Annotated in this window: 15 protein-coding genes and 1 pseudogene; 8 read left to right on the forward strand and 8 right to left on the reverse strand. The window is 75.9% G+C overall.

Going from position 1 to position 20,767, the window contains the following annotated elements:
- The 3 genes and pseudogenes from BJP40_RS34435 to BJP40_RS20205 form a co-directional block, all read left to right on the forward strand.
- Positions 1–324, forward strand: a pseudogene (locus BJP40_RS34435) (hypothetical protein); the annotation flags it as partial.
- Positions 325–608: 284 nt separating this feature from the next.
- Positions 609–1,673: a hypothetical protein gene (locus BJP40_RS20200; protein WP_226962812.1), complete on the forward strand. Its 1,065-nt coding sequence runs from the start codon at positions 609–611 to the stop codon at positions 1,671–1,673.
- A 94-nt stretch (positions 1,674–1,767) separates the two neighbouring features.
- On the forward strand, positions 1,768–2,859 hold the full coding sequence (locus tag BJP40_RS20205; RefSeq protein WP_071281577.1) for a class I SAM-dependent methyltransferase: 1,092 nt from the start codon (positions 1,768–1,770) through the stop codon (positions 2,857–2,859).
- Between the two features lie 168 nt (positions 2,860–3,027).
- Here the strand turns inward: BJP40_RS20205 and BJP40_RS33160 are convergent, their stop codons facing one another.
- Positions 3,028–4,341 (reverse strand): DUF6777 domain-containing protein, encoded by a 1,314-nt coding sequence (locus BJP40_RS33160; protein WP_071281578.1) that lies wholly within the window; start codon positions 4,339–4,341, stop codon positions 3,028–3,030.
- 87 nt (positions 4,342–4,428) lie between these two features.
- Between BJP40_RS33160 and BJP40_RS20215 the strand changes: the two genes are divergently transcribed.
- Entirely contained in the window at positions 4,429–5,808 is a 1,380-nt protein-coding gene (locus BJP40_RS20215; protein ID WP_218153219.1) for a streptophobe family protein, read from the forward strand.
- Here the strand turns inward: BJP40_RS20215 and BJP40_RS20220 are convergent.
- From BJP40_RS20220 to BJP40_RS20230, 3 genes are read right to left on the reverse strand one after another with little or no spacing between them, the layout of a single operon-like run.
- The gene (locus tag BJP40_RS20220) at positions 5,727–6,743 is read right to left on the reverse strand and encodes a serine/threonine-protein kinase (RefSeq protein WP_071281579.1); all 1,017 of its coding nucleotides are present in this window, start codon (positions 6,741–6,743) and stop codon (positions 5,727–5,729) included. The two genes, BJP40_RS20215 and BJP40_RS20220, sit on opposite strands and share 82 nt — an antisense overlap.
- Positions 6,740–8,092 carry a hypothetical protein gene (locus BJP40_RS36365; protein ID WP_226962813.1) on the reverse strand — a complete coding sequence of 451 codons (1,353 nt, stop codon included), beginning with the start codon at positions 8,090–8,092 and terminating at the stop codon, positions 6,740–6,742. The genes BJP40_RS20220 and BJP40_RS36365 overlap by 4 nt, the downstream gene beginning before the upstream one ends.
- Before the next feature lie 21 nt (positions 8,093–8,113).
- Complete coding sequence (locus BJP40_RS20230; RefSeq protein ID WP_071281580.1) at positions 8,114–10,750, reverse strand: FHA domain-containing protein; 2,637 nt, start codon at positions 10,748–10,750, stop codon at positions 8,114–8,116.
- 115 nt (positions 10,751–10,865) lie between these two features.
- On the opposite strand from BJP40_RS20230, the gene BJP40_RS20235 reads away from it, so the two are divergent.
- Entirely contained in the window at positions 10,866–12,269 is a 1,404-nt protein-coding gene (locus BJP40_RS20235) for an NADP-dependent succinic semialdehyde dehydrogenase (RefSeq protein WP_071281581.1), read from the forward strand.
- A 95-nt stretch (positions 12,270–12,364) separates the two neighbouring features.
- Here BJP40_RS20235 and BJP40_RS20240 read toward each other — a convergent pair whose 3' ends face one another.
- On the reverse strand, positions 12,365–13,348 hold the full coding sequence (locus tag BJP40_RS20240; protein WP_071266929.1) for a glutathione S-transferase family protein: 984 nt from the start codon (positions 13,346–13,348) through the stop codon (positions 12,365–12,367).
- 28 nt (positions 13,349–13,376) lie between these two features.
- Entirely contained in the window at positions 13,377–14,297 is a 921-nt protein-coding gene (locus BJP40_RS20245) for a helix-turn-helix domain-containing protein (protein ID WP_071266923.1), read from the reverse strand.
- 179 nt (positions 14,298–14,476) lie between these two features.
- On the opposite strand from BJP40_RS20245, the gene BJP40_RS20250 reads away from it, so the two are divergent.
- Positions 14,477–15,484, forward strand: coding sequence for a TrmB family transcriptional regulator sugar-binding domain-containing protein (locus BJP40_RS20250; protein ID WP_071266921.1), 1,008 nt, complete (start codon positions 14,477–14,479; stop codon positions 15,482–15,484).
- A gap of 393 nt (positions 15,485–15,877) precedes the next feature.
- Here the strand turns inward: BJP40_RS20250 and BJP40_RS20255 are convergent, their stop codons facing one another.
- A complete protein-coding gene (locus BJP40_RS20255) occupies positions 15,878–16,915 on the reverse strand; it encodes a PHP domain-containing protein (RefSeq protein ID WP_071266919.1) in 1,038 nt (345 codons plus the stop codon).
- A gap of 66 nt (positions 16,916–16,981) precedes the next feature.
- Positions 16,982–19,057: a SpoIIE family protein phosphatase gene (locus BJP40_RS20260; protein WP_071281582.1), complete on the reverse strand. Its 2,076-nt coding sequence runs from the start codon at positions 19,055–19,057 to the stop codon at positions 16,982–16,984.
- A gap of 129 nt (positions 19,058–19,186) precedes the next feature.
- On the opposite strand from BJP40_RS20260, the gene BJP40_RS20265 reads away from it, so the two are divergent.
- Together BJP40_RS20265 and BJP40_RS20270 are read left to right on the forward strand one after the other, a co-directional pair.
- Positions 19,187–20,248: a CdaR family transcriptional regulator gene (locus BJP40_RS20265; protein ID WP_071281583.1), complete on the forward strand. Its 1,062-nt coding sequence runs from the start codon at positions 19,187–19,189 to the stop codon at positions 20,246–20,248.
- A gap of 90 nt (positions 20,249–20,338) precedes the next feature.
- Positions 20,339–20,758 (forward strand): helix-turn-helix transcriptional regulator, encoded by a 420-nt coding sequence (locus BJP40_RS20270; RefSeq protein WP_071281584.1) that lies wholly within the window; start codon positions 20,339–20,341, stop codon positions 20,756–20,758.
- The last annotated feature ends 9 nt before the right edge of the window (positions 20,759–20,767 follow it).

The raw sequence follows: 20,767 nt of genomic DNA on the forward strand, positions 1-20,767 counted from the left end.
CGCGCCGCGGCCGCCGGGGCAGGCGTGGCCTGCGGGGCTCTGGCCGTCGTGCTCGCCGCGGTCCTGGGCGGGCCCGAGCCGGCCCCGCCCGCCGCACCGGGGCCGCTGCCCGCCGCGTCCGAGGCCGCCACCACGGAGCCGCTCCCGTCCGGCACCGCCCCCGAGCCCTCGCGGTCCGCGCCGCAGCCGACCGGCACCAGCGCGGACGCCACCGGCCCGAGCCGCACCGCCGCCCCGCCGGACCCCTCCGTCTCCGTTCCGGGCCCGCCCGGCGCGGTCACCGTGCCGCCCGCCGCGAGCCCCCTCCCACCTGCTGCGGGGTGACCTGCGTCTCACCGGTCAACCGTCCACCGCCCCCGGGCGTATAGCCGGCGTCAACCCACTCCCACCGGGTCCCGCAGGACCCGCCGAAGGAGCCGATGCCGGTGCCGACCTCCCTGACCACTGCCCGCCTGCCCCACCCGGACCCGGACCACCCTCAGCCCTCTCCGCGCCACCGCACCCCCCGGACAGAGAAGTTGACTGACCGTCAAGGGAGGTCGCGCCGGTGGTCCGCGCCCCCCGCAGCCCGTGCCGCGCTGCGGATCGGCGCCGTCCACACCGGGTCCGTGCTCGCCCATCTCGTCGTGCTCGCCGTCCTCGACCCTCCCGGCGGCCCCGGGCTCCGGGAGCGGCTGCTGTCCTGGGACGCCCGCCACTTCGCCGCCATAGCCACCGACGGCTACCCCACCGGGTTCACGTACACGGCCGACGGCGCACTCACCGGCAACGAACTCGCGTTCTTCCCGCTGTACCCGCTCGCCACCGCCGCCGTCCGCGCCGCGACCGGCACCGACGCCGGCACGGCCGCCCTCCTCACCGGGCACCTCGCCCTCGCGGCGGCGACGGCGGCCCTGTACGCCCTGCTGGCCCGGCTCCACGGGGAGCGCACCGCGCTGATCGGCATCGTGCTGTTCGCGGGCGCCCAGCCCCTGGCCGTGGTCCTCGTCATGGGCTACAGCGAGGCCCTGTTCACCGCCCTGGCCGCAGCGAGCCTGCTCGCCGCCCACCGGCGGGCCTGGCTGACGGCCGGTGCGCTGGCCTCCCTGGCGGGGCTGACCCGGCCCGTCGCGGTGGCCGCGACCCTGGCCCTGGCGACCGCGGCGGCCCTGCACATGCTGCGCGCCCGCCGCCTGGAGCCGCGCGCCCTCGCCGGTGTCGTGCTGGGCTGCGCGGGCACCCCTGCCTACCTCCTGTGGGTGGGGCACCGGCTGGGCCGCGCGGACGCCTGGTTCCTGATCCAGGAGGCCGGCTGGGGCACCCACTGGGACCACGGGGCGGGATTCGCGGACTTCCTGGGCGACGCGCTCCTCCGGCTCGACGGTTGGGTGCCGGTCAGCACCGCGTTCCTCGTGCTGCTGCTGCTCGCCGCGACGGCCGCGGCGTGGCGCCGCGGGGCGTGGCCTCCCCTGCTCGTGTACGGCACGGTGGTCGCGGTCCTCGCCGTCGGCCAGTCCAACTACTACCACTGCAAGCTGCGCCTCCTCGTCCCCGCGCTGCTCTTCCTCGTCCCGCCCGCCCGCGCCCTGGCCCGCGCCCGCCCCCGTACCGCCGCGGCCGTCCTGTCCGGGCTGGTCCTCTTCGGCTGCTGGTACGGCGCCCACATGCTCACGACCTGGCCGTACGCGATCTGAGGCGGTCCGCCGCCGTGGCCCGCACGCCCGGTCGCCGCCCGGCGGGCGCCTGCCTACCGTGGTGGTACGGGGACCCACGGCACGAGGAGGCGCCATGGCGACCGCCGACCCGCAGCACGCGGCATCCGGCACGGCGGGGCAGACAGCGCGGGAGGAGTTCTCAGGGAAGGTCGTCGACGTCCTGAACGCGGCGTCGGTCGCGCTGTTCACCAGCATCGGCCACCGGACCGGCCTGTTCGACACCCTGGCGGGGCTGCCGCCGTCGACCAGCGGCGAGATCGCCGAGGCGGCGGGCCTGGACGAGCGCTACGTACGGGAGTGGCTCGGCGGCATGGCCGTCAGCGGCTTCGTCACGTACGCACCGGACGGCGCCCGGTACTCGCTGCCCGCCGCGCACGCGGCCTGCCTCACCCGGGCGGCCGGCCCGGACAACCTCGCCACGCTCATGCAGTACGTGGGGCTCATGGGCGGGGTGGAGGACCGTGTCGTGGAGGCGTTCCGGCACGGCGGGGGAGTGCCCTACTCGGCGTACCCGCGCTTCCAGGAGCTCCAGGGCGAGGAGAACGCGCGGGTCTTCGACGCGGCACTCGTCGACACGATCCTCCCGCTCGCGCCGGGCGTCACCGACCGCATGCGCGAAGGCGCCGACGTCCTCGACGTCGGCACCGGACAGGGCCACGCCCCCGTCGTGATGGCGCGTGCCTTCCCCCGCAGCCGCTTCCGCGGCCTCGACCAGTCGGAGGAGGGCATCGCCGCGGGCCGCGCGGAGGCGGAGCGGCTGGGCCTGGACAACGTCGGCTTCACGGTGGGCGACTCGACGGAGATCCCCGGCACGTACGACATCGTCACCGCCTTCGACGTGATCCACGACCTGGCCCGTCCGGCGGAGACCCTCACGGCGATCGCGGCCGCCCTGCGGCCGGGCGGCGTCTTCCTGATGGGTGACATCGCGGCGTCCAGCAACCTTGAGGACAACATCGGGCATCCGTTCGGCCCGGCCCTCTACGGCTTCTCGGTCTTCTACTGCATGACGACGTCGCTGAGCACCGGGGGCGCCGGGCTCGGCACGGTGTGGGGCGAACAGACCGCCCGCCGCATGCTCGCCGAGGCCGGCTTCACCCGCGTCGAGACGCACAGCGTCGAAGGCGACCCCCTGAACCTGTACTACGCCGCCGCGAAGGACTGAACCGCCGCCCGGGCCGGGCCGCCACCACCGCCACCGAGCGCCGGCGCCCCGGCCCGGCTGCCCCCGCGGCACCGTCCGTTCCGGTGAGGCAGCCGGGCCGTCGTGGCGGCGCCGCGGGCACGGCGAACCCCGCCCGTAGGCCGGCCCCCGGGCGGGGAGCGGCGGCCGTCAGGAGGTGCCGGCGGGGGCGTCGCCCGGTGTCACCGCCCCGTCCCCGGGCGCGCTGCCGTTTCCGGTGCCCGGCGGGGGCTGCGGGGTGGTCGTGCCACCCCCGGGCGTCTCCTCGCCGGGCGGCGGGGCGGTGGTGGTCGTGGGCGGCTCCCGCGGTGACACCGGCGGGCACGGCGTCCTGCCCTCGGGCGTGGGCTCGCCGGGCGGCACCGTGACGCAGCCGGTCTCCCGGGGGGACTCCGTGGTGACGGAGCCGCCGGGCGAAGGGCTCAGCGTCCCGGGCGGCTTCGTGGTCTGCTCGTCGTCGTTCGCGTCCGTGTCCCCGCGGTGGCGCTCGATGCGCCCGCCGTCAGGGGTCACGAGCACGAAGCTCTCCACCGGCTTCGCGGCGGGCTTGACCACGACGACCTGGGACTGGTCGTAGCCCCGCCACGCCTCGCCCTGTGTCTCGTACCCCGGCTTCAGCTCCGCCGGAGCGGTCAGGGGGTTGCCGCAGGCGCAGCGCACCCGCGGCTCGCCGCGCGCGTCGACCAGCACCGCGGTCCCGGCCTGGAGCACCGCCTGGTACGGGTAGGGCTTGCCGTCCCGGTAGCCGTGGTTGGTGACCCGGGTGTCGAGCCGCAGCTGCACGGGCGTCAGCCCCCGCAGGTAGGCGGGTACCTCCTCGGCGGTGATGCCCAGCACGGAGGCGAAGGCGGCGCCCTTGGCCTCGTCGGCGGTGAGGAAGTCGATCTGGCGCTCCACGTCGCAGCTGGCGACGTTGCGCGTGCCGCCGTAGAGGCCCGGGTCCGAACCGGTGACCGTGGCCAGCCGCGTCGCGCCCGTGGGCAGGCTCGGGGTCGGTGGAGCCGACGCCTTCGTCGACGTGCTGTCGGTGAAGGGGTTCTGCCCCGGTGGGTCCGGCGGCTGCAGGAAGAGGTCGTTGGCGCCGCCCGCCGGACTGACGGACCCGAGCCGGTCACCGGGGCTGCTGGCCGCGCTCCCCTCCCCGTCGCCGTCGCCGCCGGACAGCGCGAGGACGACCGCCACGGCGACGGCGACCACGACCACACCGGCCGCCGCCGCGATCACCGCTGTCGACCGCCACCAGGGGGGCCGGCCGCCCCCGCCCCCCGCGCCCGCGCCTCCCCCCTCACCGCCGCCTCCGTCCCCGCCGCCTCCGCCACCCGGGGGAGGTGGCGGGGACGGCTGCGCGGGCGCTGTGGGCTGCTGAGAGGGGGATTCTGGGCGGCCGGAGGACGGGCGGCCCGACAGGGGACCCGACGGGGGGCCAGTGGGGCGGCCGGAGCCGGGATCGGACGTCACGTTCATCCCTTTCTTCCGTTTCGCGCCATTGTGTGCCCCGTCCGGGCGCCGTCCGCAAGCCGAGAGCCGCGGACCGTGCCTAGCGTGGGCGACGTGAGCAGTCGCCAAGCCGCTGAGCGCGGCCCGTCCCAGGACACCCTGCGGCACGCCCTCCACGACTGGCGCGATGCGCTGGCCGCGGTGCTGGCCGCCCTGGTCGCCATGACGCTGGTCGCCACCCTCGGACTCTGGGCGGCGGGCGCCACCGACCTGCCCGGCGGGGCGTTCCCCCGCGTCGTCGCCGCGGTCGTCGTCATGGCGGCCGGCGGCGACGTCGACCTGTCCGGCGGCGCGGGCGCGCTCGCCGGCGCGGAAGCGGAACTCGTCGCCATGCCGCTGTCGGTCAGCCTCACCGGCGCGCTGGTCCTCGGCGCCGGCTTCCTGCGGCCGCTGCGGCACCGGGCCGTCGCCTCCGGGCGCGAACTCCTCGCGAGGGTGGGGCGCACGGTCCTCCTGTGGCTGGCCGGGCTCGCCCTCGCCGTGTCCCTCGCCCGCCACACGTTCACCGACATCGTGCCGCAGGACAGCCCCGCCGGCGTCATCAGCGACCTGCTCGGCGACGTGCTGGACGCCTCACCCGAACTCGGCTTCCAGGCCAGGCTCGGCAGCACCCTCCTCTACGGCCTGCTGTGGGTCCTCGGCGTCCTCGTCATGGCGCTCCTCGTGTCCCGCAAGGCACCCCTGCCCAGCCGCCTGGTGCGCTACCAGGAACCCGTCAGGCCCGCCGCCTTCGCCATGCTGGTCCTGCTCCTCGCGTACGTCGCCATCGGCCTGGTGACCGGCCTGGTCGTCGCCGCGACGAAGGGCCACACCGCCGACACCTTCGCCGTGCTGCTGCTGGGCCTGCCGAACCTCGTCTGGATGGCCCTCGGACTCGGGGTGTTCGCCTCCTGGGAGGGCAAGGTGGAGGGGCCGTTCGGCCTGCCCATGCCGCACGTCCTCGACCAGGTGCTGCGCGGCGAGGAGATCACCACCCTCGACGTGCAGGCGCTGGCCGAGTACGACGGCCGGGCCTGGTGGCTGGTCCCCGCGGCGGCCGTGCTGCTCCTCGCCGCCGCCTTCGTCATGGCGGTCCGCTCGCCCGCCCGCACCCGGCTGTGGCAGCAGGCCCTGCACTTCGGCGTGGCCTTCGCCCTCACGATGCTCGTCATCGCCCCCCTGACCCGGCTGCGCGCCAGCTTCGGCCTCTCCCTGCTGGGGATCTTCGAGATCGACGCGCTCGGCGGGGAGGCCGTCCTGCGCCCGCACCTGTGGACGGCGGTCGGCCTGGCCCTCCTGTGGGGGCTCGCCGCCGGGTTCCTCGGCGGGCTCCTCGCCTCCCCGGTACGCAGACGGGGCGAGGTGGCGACGCCTCAGTCCGAGCCCGGGGAGGCATACCGGAACACCGGCAGCGCCCAGCGCGGCGGCGAGGGCGGCGGCCCCGACGGCACGTAGGGGCTCCCCGCGGCAACCGGCCCGGGCGCAGCGCCCCCCGCCCCGGCGGACGCCGCCGCCCGCAGCGCCGCCACGAAGTCCCGGCACGACCCGTACCGGTCCTCCGGGGCCTTCGCCAGTGCCTTCGCCAGCACCCCGTCCAGTCCCGGAGGCAGCCCCGGGCGGGACGCTCCGAGCGGCGGCGGAGGGTCGTACTGGTGGGCCCACAGCAGTGCCAGGTCGTCGTCGCGCAGGAAGGGCGGCGCGCCCGTCAGCATCTCGTACACCACACAGCCCAGGCTGTACACGTCGCACCGGCCGTCCACCGCGCGCCCGGAGATCTGCTCCGGCGCCACGTAGTCCAGCGTCCCGACGAACTGCCCCACGCGGGTGAGGCCGGTCAGCGACTGCGACTTCTTCGTCAGCCCGAAGTCCGTCAGGTACACGTGCTCCGGATGGTCGCTGTCGGTGCCCTCGGCGACGAGGATGTTGCCCGGCTTGACGTCCCGGTGCACCAGGTCGTGGTGGTGCGCCGCGTCGAGTGCCGAAGCGACCTGCGCGGCGAGCCGCACCGTCGTCTCCGGCGGCAGGGGTCCCTCGCGGTCCAGCAGCGCCCGCAGGTCCTGGCCCGGTACGTACCGCATCGCGATGTACAGCACGCCCTCCGTCTCGTCGGCTTCGAACACCGGAACGATGTTGGGGTGGTCGATCGCCGCGGCCACCCGCGACTCGTGGACGAAGCGCTTGCGGAAGGTGTCGTTGCGGGCCAGCTCGGGCGCGAGCAGCTTCAGCGCCACGGTCCGGTCCAGCCGGAGGTCGCGGGCCCGGTAGACGACCGCCATGCCGCCGCGCCCGATCTCGCCCTCCACGCGGTACGAGGCGATGCGCTGCCCGACGAGCCCGGACGGCCGCCCGGCAGGCAGCACGTCCGCGCGGTCCGCGGGCTCCCCGCTCACCGCGCACCCTCCCCCCGGCCCTCGCTGGGCGGTTCCACCATGCGGGTGGGCTGGTGGGGGGCGTCCGCGGTGCCCGGGGTCTCGGCCTCGCGCTTCTCGTCCGGTGGCTCCATGACGCGGGTGGGTTCCTGGGGGACGGTCGTGGTGCTCGGGGCTTTCGCTTCGGGTTCCTCGTCGGGGGGCTCCATGATGCGGGTAGGTTCCTGGGGGGTGCCGGTGGGTTCGGTGGTCTGCACGATGCGGGTCGGTTCGTGGCCGGGTGGCTGCCCGGGGGCGGGGCCGCCGCTCTCCCGGCCCGGCTCGCCGCCTCCGCCGCGCTCCGCGGCGCCGCTGTGCGTCACACGCCCGGCCGCCGCGGAGGCGTCGACCCCGTCGGACTCATGGGCCCCGTGGGCCTCCTCGGCGCTCCCTGGAGGGCCGAGCCGGGCACCTCGGGCTCGGGCGGCGTCCCCGACCGCCCCGGCCCGATCCGGCTCCCGGGCATGGCCGGTCCGCCCCCCGTCCCCGACGGCTCCTGCCTCCCCGCCGCTTCCGCCCGGACCGGCCGGCGGACCGCCGGGCCGGCCCGCCGCATGGGCCGGCCCGCCGTCGCGTCCCTGCCCGGCCCCCGTGGCGCTTCCCGCCTCACCGGCCTTGTCGAAGGACCCGGACGCCCCCGCCGTGCCGCCTGCCTCCGGCGGCCCCGGCACGGACGGCACGCCCGGTGCCCCGGGCTCCTCCTGCACCTCGCGGCCCCCCGCGCCCGGCGATTCCCCGGCCTGTACGGGCGGCGCGGTGGACGGCCGGGCCGTCGCCGCGTACGCGGCCAGCTGGGCGCCGTCGCCGTACAGCCAGCGCTCGTGTTCCGCGTCGTACAGCCACAGCGACTCGCCCTCGACGACCACGCCCACCCGCAGCCCGCCCGTGCGGTCGCGGAACCCCTCGCGGTCCGCGGCTCCCCCCGCCAGCGCCTCCACCGCCTCCCGGTAGCGGGCCACCGCCTCCTCCACCCGGGCCAGCAGCCGACGCGGGTCCGCCGTGCGCGCCGCCGGCTGCGCGGCGGCGGGCGGGTCGGCCGGCACGGACACGAGCAGCCGCGCGTCCACCCAGGCCGCCCAGCCGTTGGAGCACACCACCCTGCCCCAGTCGCCCCGCCGCTCGTCGAGCCGGACCGGCAGGAACGGGTCGAGCGGTACCGTCGGCAGCTCCGTCCCCGGCGTCTCCCACGCGGGGAGGCCGGCGCGCGGCACCACGTGCGTGGGCCGGAAGTCCGGCACCGCCGGGTCCGTCCCGTCGAGGGCCCATGACTGCCCGGGCCATGCGACCGCCTCGGGCGCGGCCGGGTTCACCGGGTCGCTGGGGGAGGCCACGTGCGGCTCCTCTCCGGGTCGCTACCTGCGCATGATCACCGGTTCGTGGCGGCGCAGCAGACGCGCCACGACGAACAGGAACACGACGGCGAGCCCCAGCAGCACACCCATGACGAGCAGCCACGTCCCCACCGTGTGCGCGAACAGCGGGTCGTCCGCCTTCGGTCCGGGGACCGTGGCCCCCAGGTCCACGGTCGACGCCATCGCGGCGAACGCCCACCGGGACGGCACCAGCCACGCCAGCTGCTCCAGCACCGGCGTCCCGCGCACCTCCAGCAGCGCCCCGCAGAACACCACCTGCACGATCGCGAGGAGGACCAGCAGCGGCATGGTGACCTCCTCCTTGCGCACCAGGGCCGACACGAGCAGCCCCAGGGTCATGGCGGTGAAGGAGAGAGCGGCCACCGCCACGGTGAGCTCCACCAGCGGGGGCAGCAGCACGCCCTGCCCGTCCGGAGCCCCCAGCGGCACGCCGACCAGGGCGACGAGCGTCAGCACGACCGCCTGCACGACCGTGACCAGGCCCAGGACCACCACCTTCGACATCAGGTAGGCGGACCGGGACAGGCCCACCGCCCGTTCCCTGCGGTAGATCGTCCGCTCCTTCACCAGCTCCCGCACGGCGTTCGCCGCACCGGTCAGCACCCCGCCGACGCACAGGATGAGCAGCACGTTCAGCGAGGACTCCGGGCCGAGCCGGCCCTCGGAGAGCGCCCGCGCCATCGCGCCCATCACGAACGGCAGCGCCACCATGATCGCCAGGAAGGTGCGGTCCGCGCTCAGAGCCGCCGCGTACCGGCGTACCAGCGTCCGCAGCTGGGAGCCCCAGCTCTGCGCCTTGGGGGGCGGCGCGGGCGGTGCGGCTGCGCCCGCTGCGGGCGACAGCTCGCGGTGCGGCTGAGCCGGTTCGACGTACCGCTGCCGGAACGCGGAGTCGTGGAAGCGGCCGGCCCAGTCCCGGGCCCGGTCGGTCTCGAACGCCTCGAACGCCTCGGGCCACTGGGCGAACCCGAAGAATCCCAGTGCCTCGCCCGGCGGCCCGAAGTAGGCGATCCGCCCGCCGGGCGCCAGCACCAGCAGCCGGTCGCACACGTCCAGGCTGAGCACGCTGTGCGTGACGACGATGACGGTGCGCCCGTCGTCGGCGAGGCCGCGCAGCATGTGCATCACGGACCGGTCCATGCCCGGGTCGAGCCCGGACGTCGGCTCGTCGAGGAACAGCAGCGACGGCTTCGTCAGCAGCTCCAGCGCCACACTGACCCTCTTGCGCTGGCCGCCCGACAGGCTGTGCACCGGCTGGTCGGCGCGCTGCTCCAGGCCGAGCTCGCGCAGCACCTCGGCCACCCGCGCCTCCCGCTCGGCACGCGCCGTGTCCTGCGGGAAGCGCAGTTCGGCCGCGTAGCCGAGGGCGCGCCGCACGGTCAGCTGGAGGTGCAGGATGTCGTCCTGCGGGACCAGCCCGATGCGCTGGCGCAGCTCCGCGTACTCGCGGTAGAGGTCGCGTCCGTCGTAGAGCACCGTGCCGCGGTCCGCGGGCCGCAGCCCGGTCAGGGCGTTCAGCAGCGTCGACTTGCCCGCGCCGCTCGGCCCGACCACGGCCAGCAGGTGCTTCTCGCCGACGGGGAAGGAGACCCCGTCGAGCAGGGTCCTGCGGCCTCCGTCGCGGCCTCCGTCCACGGTGACCGACAGGCCCTGCACGTCGAGGGACACCTCGCCGGTGTCGGTGTACTCGACGAGCCGCCCGCCGACGAGGACGTACGCGCAGTGGCCGATGCCGACGACGTCGTCGGCCGTGACCCGGGCGGTGTCCACGCGGCGGCCGTTGAGGAAGGTGCCGTTGTGGCTCCCCAGGTCGTGGATCCAGTGGGTGCCGTCAGGCCTGAGCTGCAGTTCCGCGTGGCGCCGCGACACCACGAGGTCGTCGACGACCACGTCGTTCGCCGGGTCGCGGCCGATGCGCACGGTCCCGCCGGGCAGCTGCCGCACGGACGTCGGCTGCCGGAACGCGCCGGTGGCGCCCGGCAGCGACCGGGGCCGCGCCTGCTCGTGCGCCTGATCCTGTGCCCCTGCGGCGGCTGCGTGCGCCGCGGGCGTCCGGGCCGTGTCCGGGGGCGGCGGCCCCCCGGTCGGGCGCCCTCCGTCCGGGGGCACCGGGGTCCCGGTCGGCCGGGCGGTGTCCACGGCCTCCCCGTCCGCCCGGGCCGCCTCCGCCTCGTCCGCCGCCCCGGCCCGCGCCTCAGGCGGTCCGGCGCCCGGGGGCGCCGCCGGCGACCGGGGCGTGGAACCCGGCTCCCCGGCCGGGGCCGCGCCGCTCCCGTGACCGTCACCCCGGGCGGGGCGCGGTGACGACAGCAGCCCGCCGGGGCCGTCCTCCGGGTGCCCGAAGCGCAGCACCGTACCGGCGCCGACCACGTCCGCCGTGACGCGCCGTCCGTTCACGTACGTCCCGTTGGTGCTGCCCTCGTCCCGAACCGTCCACCGGCCCCGCTCGGGCCGCAGCACCGCGTGGTGCCACGAGACCCGGGCGTCGGCCAGCACGATGTCGCCGGCGGGGTCGCGCCCGACGCGGTAGGCCCGGCTCGGGCGGATCGCGGTGGGCTCCCCGGCGACATCGAGCACCAGCTCGGGTGCGGTGGGTGCAACCGGCCGCTCTCCCATGAGGAAATCCTATCTTCGCGTGCCGATATGCGCTGTTTAAGCAGTGTTCGTCCTCGTGGTGGCGGGGAACGGGACACGAAGGACACCGCACCCGACAGGCCCGAGGAGGCCGCCCATGCCCATCGCGACGGTGAACCCCGCGACCGGCGAGACCCTCAGGACGTTCGAGCCCCACGACCGCGCGGAGGTCGAGCGGCGACTGGAGGCCGCCCACACCGCCTTCCGCAGCTACCGCACGACCTCCTTCACCGAGCGCTCCGCACTGCTCCGGCGCGCCGCGGACCTGCTGGAGCAGGAGCTGCCGGACATCGCCGCGACCGTCACCACGGAGATGGGAAAGACCCTCACCGCCGCCCGCGCCGAAGCCGCGAAGTGCGTCAAGGCGATGCGCTGGTACGCCGACCGGGCCGAGGCCCTCCTCGCCGACGAGCGGCCGGCCGCGGCGGACGTGCACGACGCCGGCGCCGCCTCCGCGCGCGTCCACTACCGGCCCCTCGGCCCGGTCCTCGCGGTCATGCCGTGGAACTTCCCGCTGTGGCAGGTCGTGCGGTTCGCGGCGCCCGCTCTCATGGCCGGGAACACCGGACTGCTCAAGCACGCGTCGAACGTGCCCCAGACCGCCCTGTGGCTGGAGGACCTGCTGCTCCGCGCCGGCTACCCGGAGGGCGTCTTCCAGACCCTCCTGATCGGCTCGGGCGACGTCGAGGGCGTGTTGCGCGACCCGCGGGTCGCCGCCGCCACCCTCACCGGCAGCGAGGGCGCGGGCCGCGCGGTCGCCGCGATCGCCGGCGACGAGGTCAAGAAGACGGTCCTGGAACTCGGCGGCAGCGACCCGTTCCTCGTCATGCCGTCCGCCGACGTCGCCGCGGCGGCCGCGACCGCCGTCATCGCCCGCGTCCAGAACAACGGCCAGTCCTGCATCGCCGCCAAGCGGTTCCTCGTCCACACCGACGTCTACGACGACTTCACCGACCGCTTCACGCAGGGCATGGCGGCCCTCGCCGTGGGCGAGCCCGCGGACGGCACCACCGACGTCGGCCCGCTCGCCACCGAGGCGGGCCGGGCGGACGTGGAGGAACTCGTCGACGACGCCGTCCGCCGGGGCGCCGAGGTGCGCTGCGGCGGCGGCAGGCCGCGCGGCCTGCCGGGGCCGCTCGCCGGCGGCTGGTTCTTCGAGCCGACCGTCCTCACCGGCGTCGACCCCGCCGCGCGCATCCACCGCGAGGAGGCGTTCGGGCCGGTCGCGGTCGTGTACCGGGTCGGCAGCCTCGACGAGGCGGTCGCCGTCGCCAACGACTCCCCGTTCGGACTCAGTTCCACCGTGTGGACCCGGGACGACGCGGACGTCGAGCGCTGTGTGCGCGACCTGGAGGCGGGCGGGGTGTACGTCAACGGCATGACGGCCTCCCACCCGGCGCTCCCGTTCGGCGGGGTCAAGCGGTCCGGGTACGGGCGCGAGCTGTCCGGCCACGGCATCCGCGAGTTCTGCAACGCGACGACGGTCTGGCGCGCGGACTGACCCGGAGGGCGCCGTCGCCCCGCCGCCCCTCGCACGCCGCCCCCGCAGCGCCCCCGGCTTCCGTGCCGCGCCGCTGTGGCAGCCGGCCGGCGCCGTCACAGCGGGGCGACCAGCTCGTCCTCCCGGGGAGGGGGCGGCGGTGTGCCGTCCCCGAACGGCCGTCCGCCCAGCTCCTCGCGGTGGTGCGGCGTACGCCACCCGCGCAGGTCGGGGCCGCGGGGCACGATCCGCCGCGGGTTCAGGTGCCGGTGCACCAGGTAGTAGTGCCGCTTGATGTGGTCGAAGTCGACGGTGTCCCCCAACCCCGGGGTCTGGAACAGGTCGCGCACGTACGCCCACAGCACCGGGTCCTCGGTCAGCTTGTTCCGGTTGCACTTGAAGTGGCCGTGGTAGACGGCGTCGAAGCGCACCAGGGTGGTGAACAGCCGCACGTCCGCTTCCGTCAGGGTGTCGCCCATCAGGTAGCGCCGCCGCGCCAGCCGCTCCGACAGCTGGTCGAGCCGGGCGAACAGCCGCCCGTACGCCTCGTCGTACGCTTGCTGCGTACGGGCGAAACCCGCCTGGTACACCCCGTTGTTGACGTCCCGGAAGACCTCGTCCATCAGCACGTCCATCTCGTCGCGCAGCCGCTGCGGGTACAGTTCGGGCGCCCCGGGCCGGTGCAGCGCGGTCCACTCGGTCTCCAGGTCGAGGGTGATGCGCTGGTAGTCGTTGGTGACCAGCCGCCCGCTCGGCACGTCCACCACCGCCGGCACGCTCACCCCGTCCGGCTGGCCCGGCTCCCGCGCCTCGTACGCCTCGGACAGGAACCGGATGCCCAGCACCGGGTCGCGCCCGCCGGGGTCCAGGGTGAACCGCCAGCTGCGCTCGTCCTGCACCGGGTCCGCCACCGCGAGCGGCAGCGCCTCCTCCAGGCCGAGCAGCCGCCGCACCACCAGGGAGCGGCCGGCCCACGGGCAGGCGCGGCTGACCACGAGCCGGTAGCGCCCGGCCTCCACGGGCCAGCCGTCGCGGCCGTCGGCGGTGATGCGGTCGGTGAAGCGGCTGGGTGCGCGCAGGAAACGCCCGTCGTCGTCCATGCCGGCCGGGTACCTGCCAGGACCGCCGCTATGGCCGCCGCGGACGGTGAACGGGCCGGCGGCGGTCCGGCCCGGGCCGCCGCTCCTGGTCGGGCCGCTGGTCGGGGCCCGGGCGCGCGCCACCCCAGGGACGGGCCCGCAGGGGCCTGGTCCGCCGGACCGCGGGCTCCTCACCCGCCCGGAACGGCAGGATGATCAGCCGTGCCCGCGGCGCCGCCATCGGCTGCGCGGCGCACACCGACACCCAGCCGGGGCCGCGCTCCGCGTGGCGCACCGGCCGCTCCCCCTCGACCGGCCGCAGGTAGGCGCCGGCCGACCCGTAGATCCGCGCGGCCACCGGGTCGGCCAGCACCTCCCGCTCGATGCCCGCCAGCACGGGGTCGCCCGGGTCGGCGGCCCGCGCCGCGCGCAGCTGCGGCAGCACCAGCGGCGCCCACGCCGTCTCCCACCGCGGAAGCATCACGCGTGCCTCGGGGTCCACCGTCATCCACCGCATGGTGTTCTCCGGGACGCACCGCCCCGGGAACAGCGCGGCGAACGGCTCGTTGTGGGCGAGCAGGTTCCAGGAGCGGTCGCTGACGTACGCCATGTGGGAGACGCCGTCCAGCACCTCCTGCCACGCCCCGGACACCACCTCGCCGGACCGCGGGTGCAGCGGGTACGGCGGGTCCTGCCCCAGCGCGTACCGCCACAGGGCCACCCAGTCGTGCTCGTTCATGCCGAGGAGCCGCGCCACGTCCTCCAGCAGGTCCAGCGGCGGGTTCGGGTACCGGCCCGACTCAAGCCGCCCGTACGTGTCGGGCGCGCGGTGCAGGAGCTGGTCCACCTGCGCCTGCGACAGCCCCGGGGCCCTGCGGCCCTGCCGGGTGGGCCGGGACAGCCCGTGGTCCTCCGGCGCGATCAGCGCCCGTCGCTCCCTGAGCAGGAAGCGCAGAGCGACCTTGTCCATGACGATCTCTCTCACCTGTGGCGTGACGTGCCTCGCCGCCGGCCCCCGGCGCCGCCCCGCGGGGCGGCAGCCGCACACGGCCGCACGGGTACGCTGGCGCGTCGTGCGTCGGCGATCAAGCGCCCGGGGGGTGCGTGCGTGCGCACGGCGTACACACGCAGTCGTCAACAGGGGCATACATGAGGGAAACGGACCACCCGGCGCGCGCGGCGGCAGAGCTGTCCACCGCCGCCAGGCGGCTCTACGCCCGCATCACCCGTGACGAGCCCGTCCGCCCCGAAGACGCCCCCGACCTGCGCGAACTGGTCGCCTGGCGACTTGTCGTCGTCGACCCCGACCATCCCGAGCGGCCCATCGCCCTGGACCCGCAGGAGGCGGGCCGCCGCCGTATCGACGAGGAACTGCGCGACATGGCAGGCCGGGCCGCGCACATCGCCGCCATCCCCGCCCTCAGCGACGAGCTCGGCCTGCACTTCGCCCGCGCCCGGTGGCGCTCCGGCTCCAGCAGCGAGTTCCTGGCCGACGGCGAACAGGTGGCCGCACGCGTCTGCGAGGCCGTCGACCGGGCGGAGACCGAGGTGCTGACCGCCGACCCGCACGACGCGGGCGGCCGCACCGATACCGACGCCCGGGACCGCGCCGCACTCGCCCGCGGTGTGGCCCTGCGGGCCCTGTACGGCGACAGCGCCCGCGACGACGCTGCCGCCCGCGACCGGGCCGCCGCCCTGACCGCCGCCGGCGCCCGGCTGCGCACCCTCGCCTCGCCCTTCCAGCGGTGCGTCGTCGTCGACCGCCGCCAGGCGTTCATCGCGGACCACGTCGTCGACGCCACCCCGTCGCAGACCGCCTGGCACGTCAGGGACCGGGCGCTGGTCGCCTACATCGCGGAGTCCTTCGAGGACGCCTGGCGGCGTGCCGACGTCTGGTACGGCGACCCGCGCAAGGCCCTGCCCGCCGACGGCGACCGGCTGACCGCCCGTCAGCGCGAGATCCTCATCGACACGGCCGCCGGCATCGACCAGCGCATCACCGCCCGCCGCCTCAACATCGGCCTGCGCACCCTCACCACCGAGCTCGGCCGGCTGCGGGCCCGCTGGGGCGCCGGCACCCTCGCCGCCCTCGCGTACCAGTGGGCGCTCTCCCCGGAGCGCCACCACGTCCCGGACGGCCCACCGGCCGAAAACTGACCGGCGTGTCTTTTCCCCTGAAGAACCGTCAGAGGAAAACCGGCCCGCGGCTGCGGCATGCTGGAGGGAGAGGCCGGAGGTCACGCGACTGCGGGACCAGGCCCGTCGCGGCCGCCGAGCGTCCGTGACGCCGGTATTACGGGGGTCGTTATCCGCGCCTCATGCCAGAACCGGCAGTGCAGGGCACGGGCAGCGTGCCCTGCCGGGCATCGCGCGGATACCACGTGGTCACTGCCAGGGCCCGTGGAACGCAAAACCGATCCCCTCGGTACGTCCCCCGTGATACGGCTCCACCAGGGAGCCTCTGCCGAGCAGCCTCGTCCGCCCTCGGCGAGGCCGGGCGGCGGCGTGGCGGCGGACCCGCGGGCGCCGCCCAGGCCCGGCACCCGGGCGTCACGACCCGTCGGGCAGCGTCCCCGTCCGCGTCCACGCCAGCAGCCGCTCGGCCGGCCACGCCGTGACGACCCGGTCCGCGGGCACCCCGCACTCCTCGGCCCGCGCGCAACCCAGCACCTGCCAGTCCAGCTGACCCGGTGCGTGCGCGTCCGTGTCGATCGCGAACAGCGTCCCCGCCGCCACCGCGCGCCGCAGCAGCCGGCGCGGCGGGTCCAGCCGCTCCGGGCGGCTGTTGACCTCCACCGCCGTGCCGGACTCCGCGCACGCCGCGAACACCCGGTCCGCGTCGAACTCCGACTCCGGGCGGCGCCCCCGGCCCCCGGTGACCAGCCGCCCCGTACAGTGCCCCAACACGTCCACCAGCGGACTGCGCACCGCGCGCACCATGCGCCGCGTCATGGCCGCGGCGTCCATCCGCAGCTTGGAGTGGACCGAGGCCACCACTACGTCCAACTGCTCCAGCAGCTCCGGGTCCTGGTCCAGCGACCCGTCGGGCAGGATGTCGACCTCGATCCCGGTCAGCATCCGGAACGGCGCCCACCGCTCGTTCAACTCCGCCACCACGTCCAGCTGCTCCCGCAGCCGCTCGGCGGACAGCCCGCGGGCCACCGTCAGCCGCGGCGAGTGGTCGGTCAGCGCCACCCACGCATGGCCCAGCGCCGCCGCCGTGCGCCCCATCTCCTCGATCGGACTGCCCCCGTCCGACCAGTCCGAGTGCGTGTGGCAGTCACCGCGGAGCCGCTCCCGCAGCGCAGCGCCCGCACCCGGCGGCTCCTCCCGCGCCACCTCCTCCTCCAGCCGCCGCAGATACGCCGGGACCTCACCGGCGAGGGCCTCCCTCACCACCTGCGCGGTCTTCGGCCCGACGCCCCGCAGCTCCTCCAGCGTCCCCGCGGCGGCCCGCGCCGCCGTCTCCTGCGCGCCCGCGCCGACCACGGCGGCGGCCGCGGTGCGAAACGCCCGCACCCGGTACGACGGGGCCAGCGACCGCTCCAGCAGGAACGCGATCCGCTCCAGCGCCACCACGGGATCCATCACGCCACCTCGCCTCCCGCCCGCTGCCACGCGGCCGGCGCACCGGCCCCGCGCCCCGGGCCGCTCTCAGCCCCGCACGTCCGGGCCGATCTCGCACCACACGGCCTTGCCCTCGCCCCGCGGCTCCACCCCCCACCGCACCGCCAGGGCGTCCAGCAGCAGCAACCCCCGCCCGGACGTCGCCGCCTCCCCGGGTGTACGCCTCCGGGGCCACGCGCTGGACCGGTCCTGCACCGCCAGCCGGACCCGCCGCACCGGCTCGGGCAGCACCTCCAGGGTCAGCACCGCACCGCCCTCCGTGTGCAGCAGCACGTTCCCCAGCAGCTCACCGGTCAGCAGCTCCGCGTCGTCCGCCCACTCCCGCATGCCCCAGTCGCGCAGCGCCCGCCGCACCACCGCCCGCGCCTCCGACAGCCCCTGCGGGTCGGCCTGGTGGATGTACTGGTGGATGCGCGGCGCCCGCGACGTGCCCGGGTCGGGGCTGCGCCGCAGCACCAGCAGGGCCACGTCGTCCCCCGCGCCCCACCGCTCCCAGAACCGCCGCGACAGGTGGTCGGCGAGCGCCTCCGCCCCCGGCGGCCCCGCCCCCACCGCCTCCGCCAGCGCGTCCATGCCCTGCCCGATGTCGGTGCCCGGCTCCTCCACCAGACCATCCGTGCACAGCACCAGCGTCTCGCCGGGCACCAGGTCGAGCCGGGTCTCCGGGTACTCCTCGTCCCCGAACACCGACGCCACCCCCAGCGGCAGCCCGCCCCGCACCTTCGGCACCCCCACCCGGCCGTCCGTGTGCCGGATCAGCGGCCCCAGGTGCCCCGCCCGCACCGCGCGCGCCGTACCCGTCCCCAGGTCGACCTCCGCGTACGTGCACGTCGCGAACCGCTCCGTGTCCAGCTCCGCCAGGAACCGCGAGGCCCGCGCCAGCACCGTCGACGGGGCGTGCCCCTCCCCGGCGTAGGCCCGCAGCGCGATCCGCAGCTGCCCCATGATCGCCGCCGCGTGCGTGTCGTGCCCCTCCACGTCGCCGATCACGATCCCGACCCGCCCCTTGGGCAGCGGCACCACGTCGTACCAGTCGCCGCCCACCTGACGGCCGCTCCACGCCGAGTGGTAGCGCACCGCGATCTCCCCGCCCTCGATGACCGGGATCCGCCGCGGCAGCATCGTCGCCTGCAGGTCCGTGGCCAGCTCCCGCTCCTCGTCGAACAGGATCGCCCGCTGCAGCGACTGCGCCACGATCGCCGCCAGCCCGAGTGCCAGGTTCCGTTCGTCGGCGCTGAAGGCGGTGGGCCGCCGGTAGAACAGCACCATCCCGCCCAGCGTGCGCGCCTGCGCCACCAGCGGCAGGTAGGCGGCGGCCCGGAACGGCAGCCGCCCCGCGTACGGCGCGAGCTGCGGATACTCCTTGATCAGCTCCTGGAAGGCGCTGGTGAACAGCGGTCGCCCGCTCAGCACCGCCTCGTGCAGCGGCAGCCCGCCCTCCAGCCGCCGCAGCCGCAGGTCGTCCAGCACGTCCAGCGAGTCACCGCTCAACGCGATGATGTTCAGCGAGCCGTTCTCCACGAGGCCGAGCGCCAACCCGTCCGCCCCCAGCCGCGCCAGGCCCCCGGGGCCCGTCAGCGCCGCCGTCACGTCGTCGACGGTCACCGCCCGTGACATGGCGTGGGTGGACCGCTCCACCATGTCCGTCTGGCGCCGCCGCCGCCGCTCCAGCTCCATCACGAACTCCGAGTGCGTCACCTCGGAGGTCGCGTCCCGCACGATGCCCACGATCCGGTGCGCCCTGCCGTCCCCGCCCCGAAGGATGCGCGCCTGGACGTGCGTCCACTGCTCCGAGGCGTCCTCCCGTTCCAGCCGGAAGTGCGCGGCGTACGAGGAGCGGCCGCTCTTCAGGGCCTCCCGGACCACGCTCTCCAGCCGCGCCCGTTCCTGCTGGTCAAGCCGGTGCACGAGCGTCGTGGGCCGCCCGTCGAAGCCGCCCGGCTCCTGCCCGAACACGAGCAGCCCGGCCGTGTCCACGTCGATGCTGCCCGCGTCGAGGTCCCAGTCGAAACTGCCGGTCCTGTTCATGGCGAGCCGCTCGGTCGGACCGATCTCCCCGCCGTGCGGCCCGGACTGTCCGTCGTGCTCACGGTTGTCCGTCATCACCCTCATTGTCGAGCCCGCACCAGGCGGACGCCAGGGGATCGCCCCGTGTCGGCCGGGCCGTACCCTTACCCACGGCGACCACGCCGACAGGGCGGCGAGGGTCAGGACAGCACACGGGGGAGCAGAGTGGCGGCGCGGGACAGGGACACGGCCGGCGAGTACCTGGAGGGCTACGCGGCCCTCCTGGCGGAGGTGTCCGCCACGGGGCGCCGCCTCAACCGCGGCGAGCTGCAGGTCCGCCGCGCCCTGGGGGAGCGGGCCGCCGAGGACGGCCACGGCCTGCGCGCCCTCGTAGGCATGCACCTCGCGGCCACCCGGGAGGCATGGCCCGCGAACGCCGCCGCCGACAGCGTGCTCGCCGCCGTCCAGCAGGCCATCGACGCGTTCGCGGAGGGCTACGAGCAGGCCCAGCGCCTCGCCGTCCGCCAGGAGGAGGCGGCGCGCCGCGAGTTCATCGACGACCTGCTGTACGGACGCAGCGACCTCGGACGGCTCGCCGAGCGGGCCGAGCGCTTCGGACTGCGCCTGTCCCGCGCCCACGCCGTCGCCGTCGCCGACGCCCGCACCGAACACCACGAGGCGGGCTCCGTCTCCCGACGGGTCGAGCAGGCCCTGCTGGGTCGCTTCGGGGACCGGCGTATCCTCTTCACCACGAAGGGCGGCCGCCTCGTGTGCGTGGCGCCCGGCGACCAGGACGACGTCCTGGTCTTCTTCGCCAAGCAGGCCCACGCCGCCACGGACGGCGGCCGCGTCGCGATCGGCCGCCCCCACCCGGGCCCGGGCGGCGTCGTCCACTCGTACGAGGAAGCCCTCAACGCCCTCGACCTGGCCGAGCGGATGAACCTGGACGACCCGGTGCTGCACGCCGCCGACCTGCTCGTCTTCCCGGTGCTGACCCGGGACCGCCAGGCCATGGCCGATCTGGTGCGCAGCGCGCTCGGCCCGCTGGAGCAGGCCAGGGGCGGCGCCCGCCCCCTCCTCGACACGCTCGCCGCGTACTTCGACTCCGGCTGCAACGCCGCCGAGGCCGCCCGCCGCCTCAGCCTCAGCGTGCGCGCCCTGACCTACCGTCTGGAACGCATCCACCGGCTGACCGGGTCCAACCCCTCCGACCCCATGCACCGCTACACCCTGCAGACCGCGGTCATCGGCGCCCGCCTGCTGGACTGGCCGGGCCGCGAGCTCTGAGGCAGCCCCGGGCCGCCCCCGCGGCGTCGGGCCCCCGGGGACGCCGCCCGCGACCGGGGGAGTGTCGGTGGGACGTGCCATGCTGGTCGGATGGAGCTTTCGGACCTGGTTCGGCTGCGCCGGGCCCGCGACATGATGGACCGCGAGTACGCCGAGCCGCTCGACGTGCCCGCCCTGGCCCGGGCGGCGCACATGTCGGCGGGCCACTTCTCGCGCAGCTTCCGCGCCGCCTACGGGGAGACCCCGTACAGCTACCTCATGACCCGGCGGATCGAACGCGCCAAGGCGCTGCTGCGGCGTGGCGACCTCTCGGTGACGGAGGTCTGCTTCGCGGTCGGGTGCACCTCGCTCGGTTCGTTCAGCTCACGGTTCACCGAGCTGGTCGGGGAGAGCCCCAGCGCCTACCGGGCCCGCCGCCACGACGACGGGGCGGCCGTCCCGCCCTGCGTCGCGAAGATCCGCACGCGTCCCGTCAGAAACGGAGAAGCGCGGCAGGCCGCTCCGCCGTAGCGTGATCCA

The sequence above is a fragment of the Streptomyces sp. CC53 genome (assembly GCF_001865245.1).
Lineage (GTDB): Bacteria > Actinomycetota > Actinomycetes > Streptomycetales > Streptomycetaceae > Streptomyces.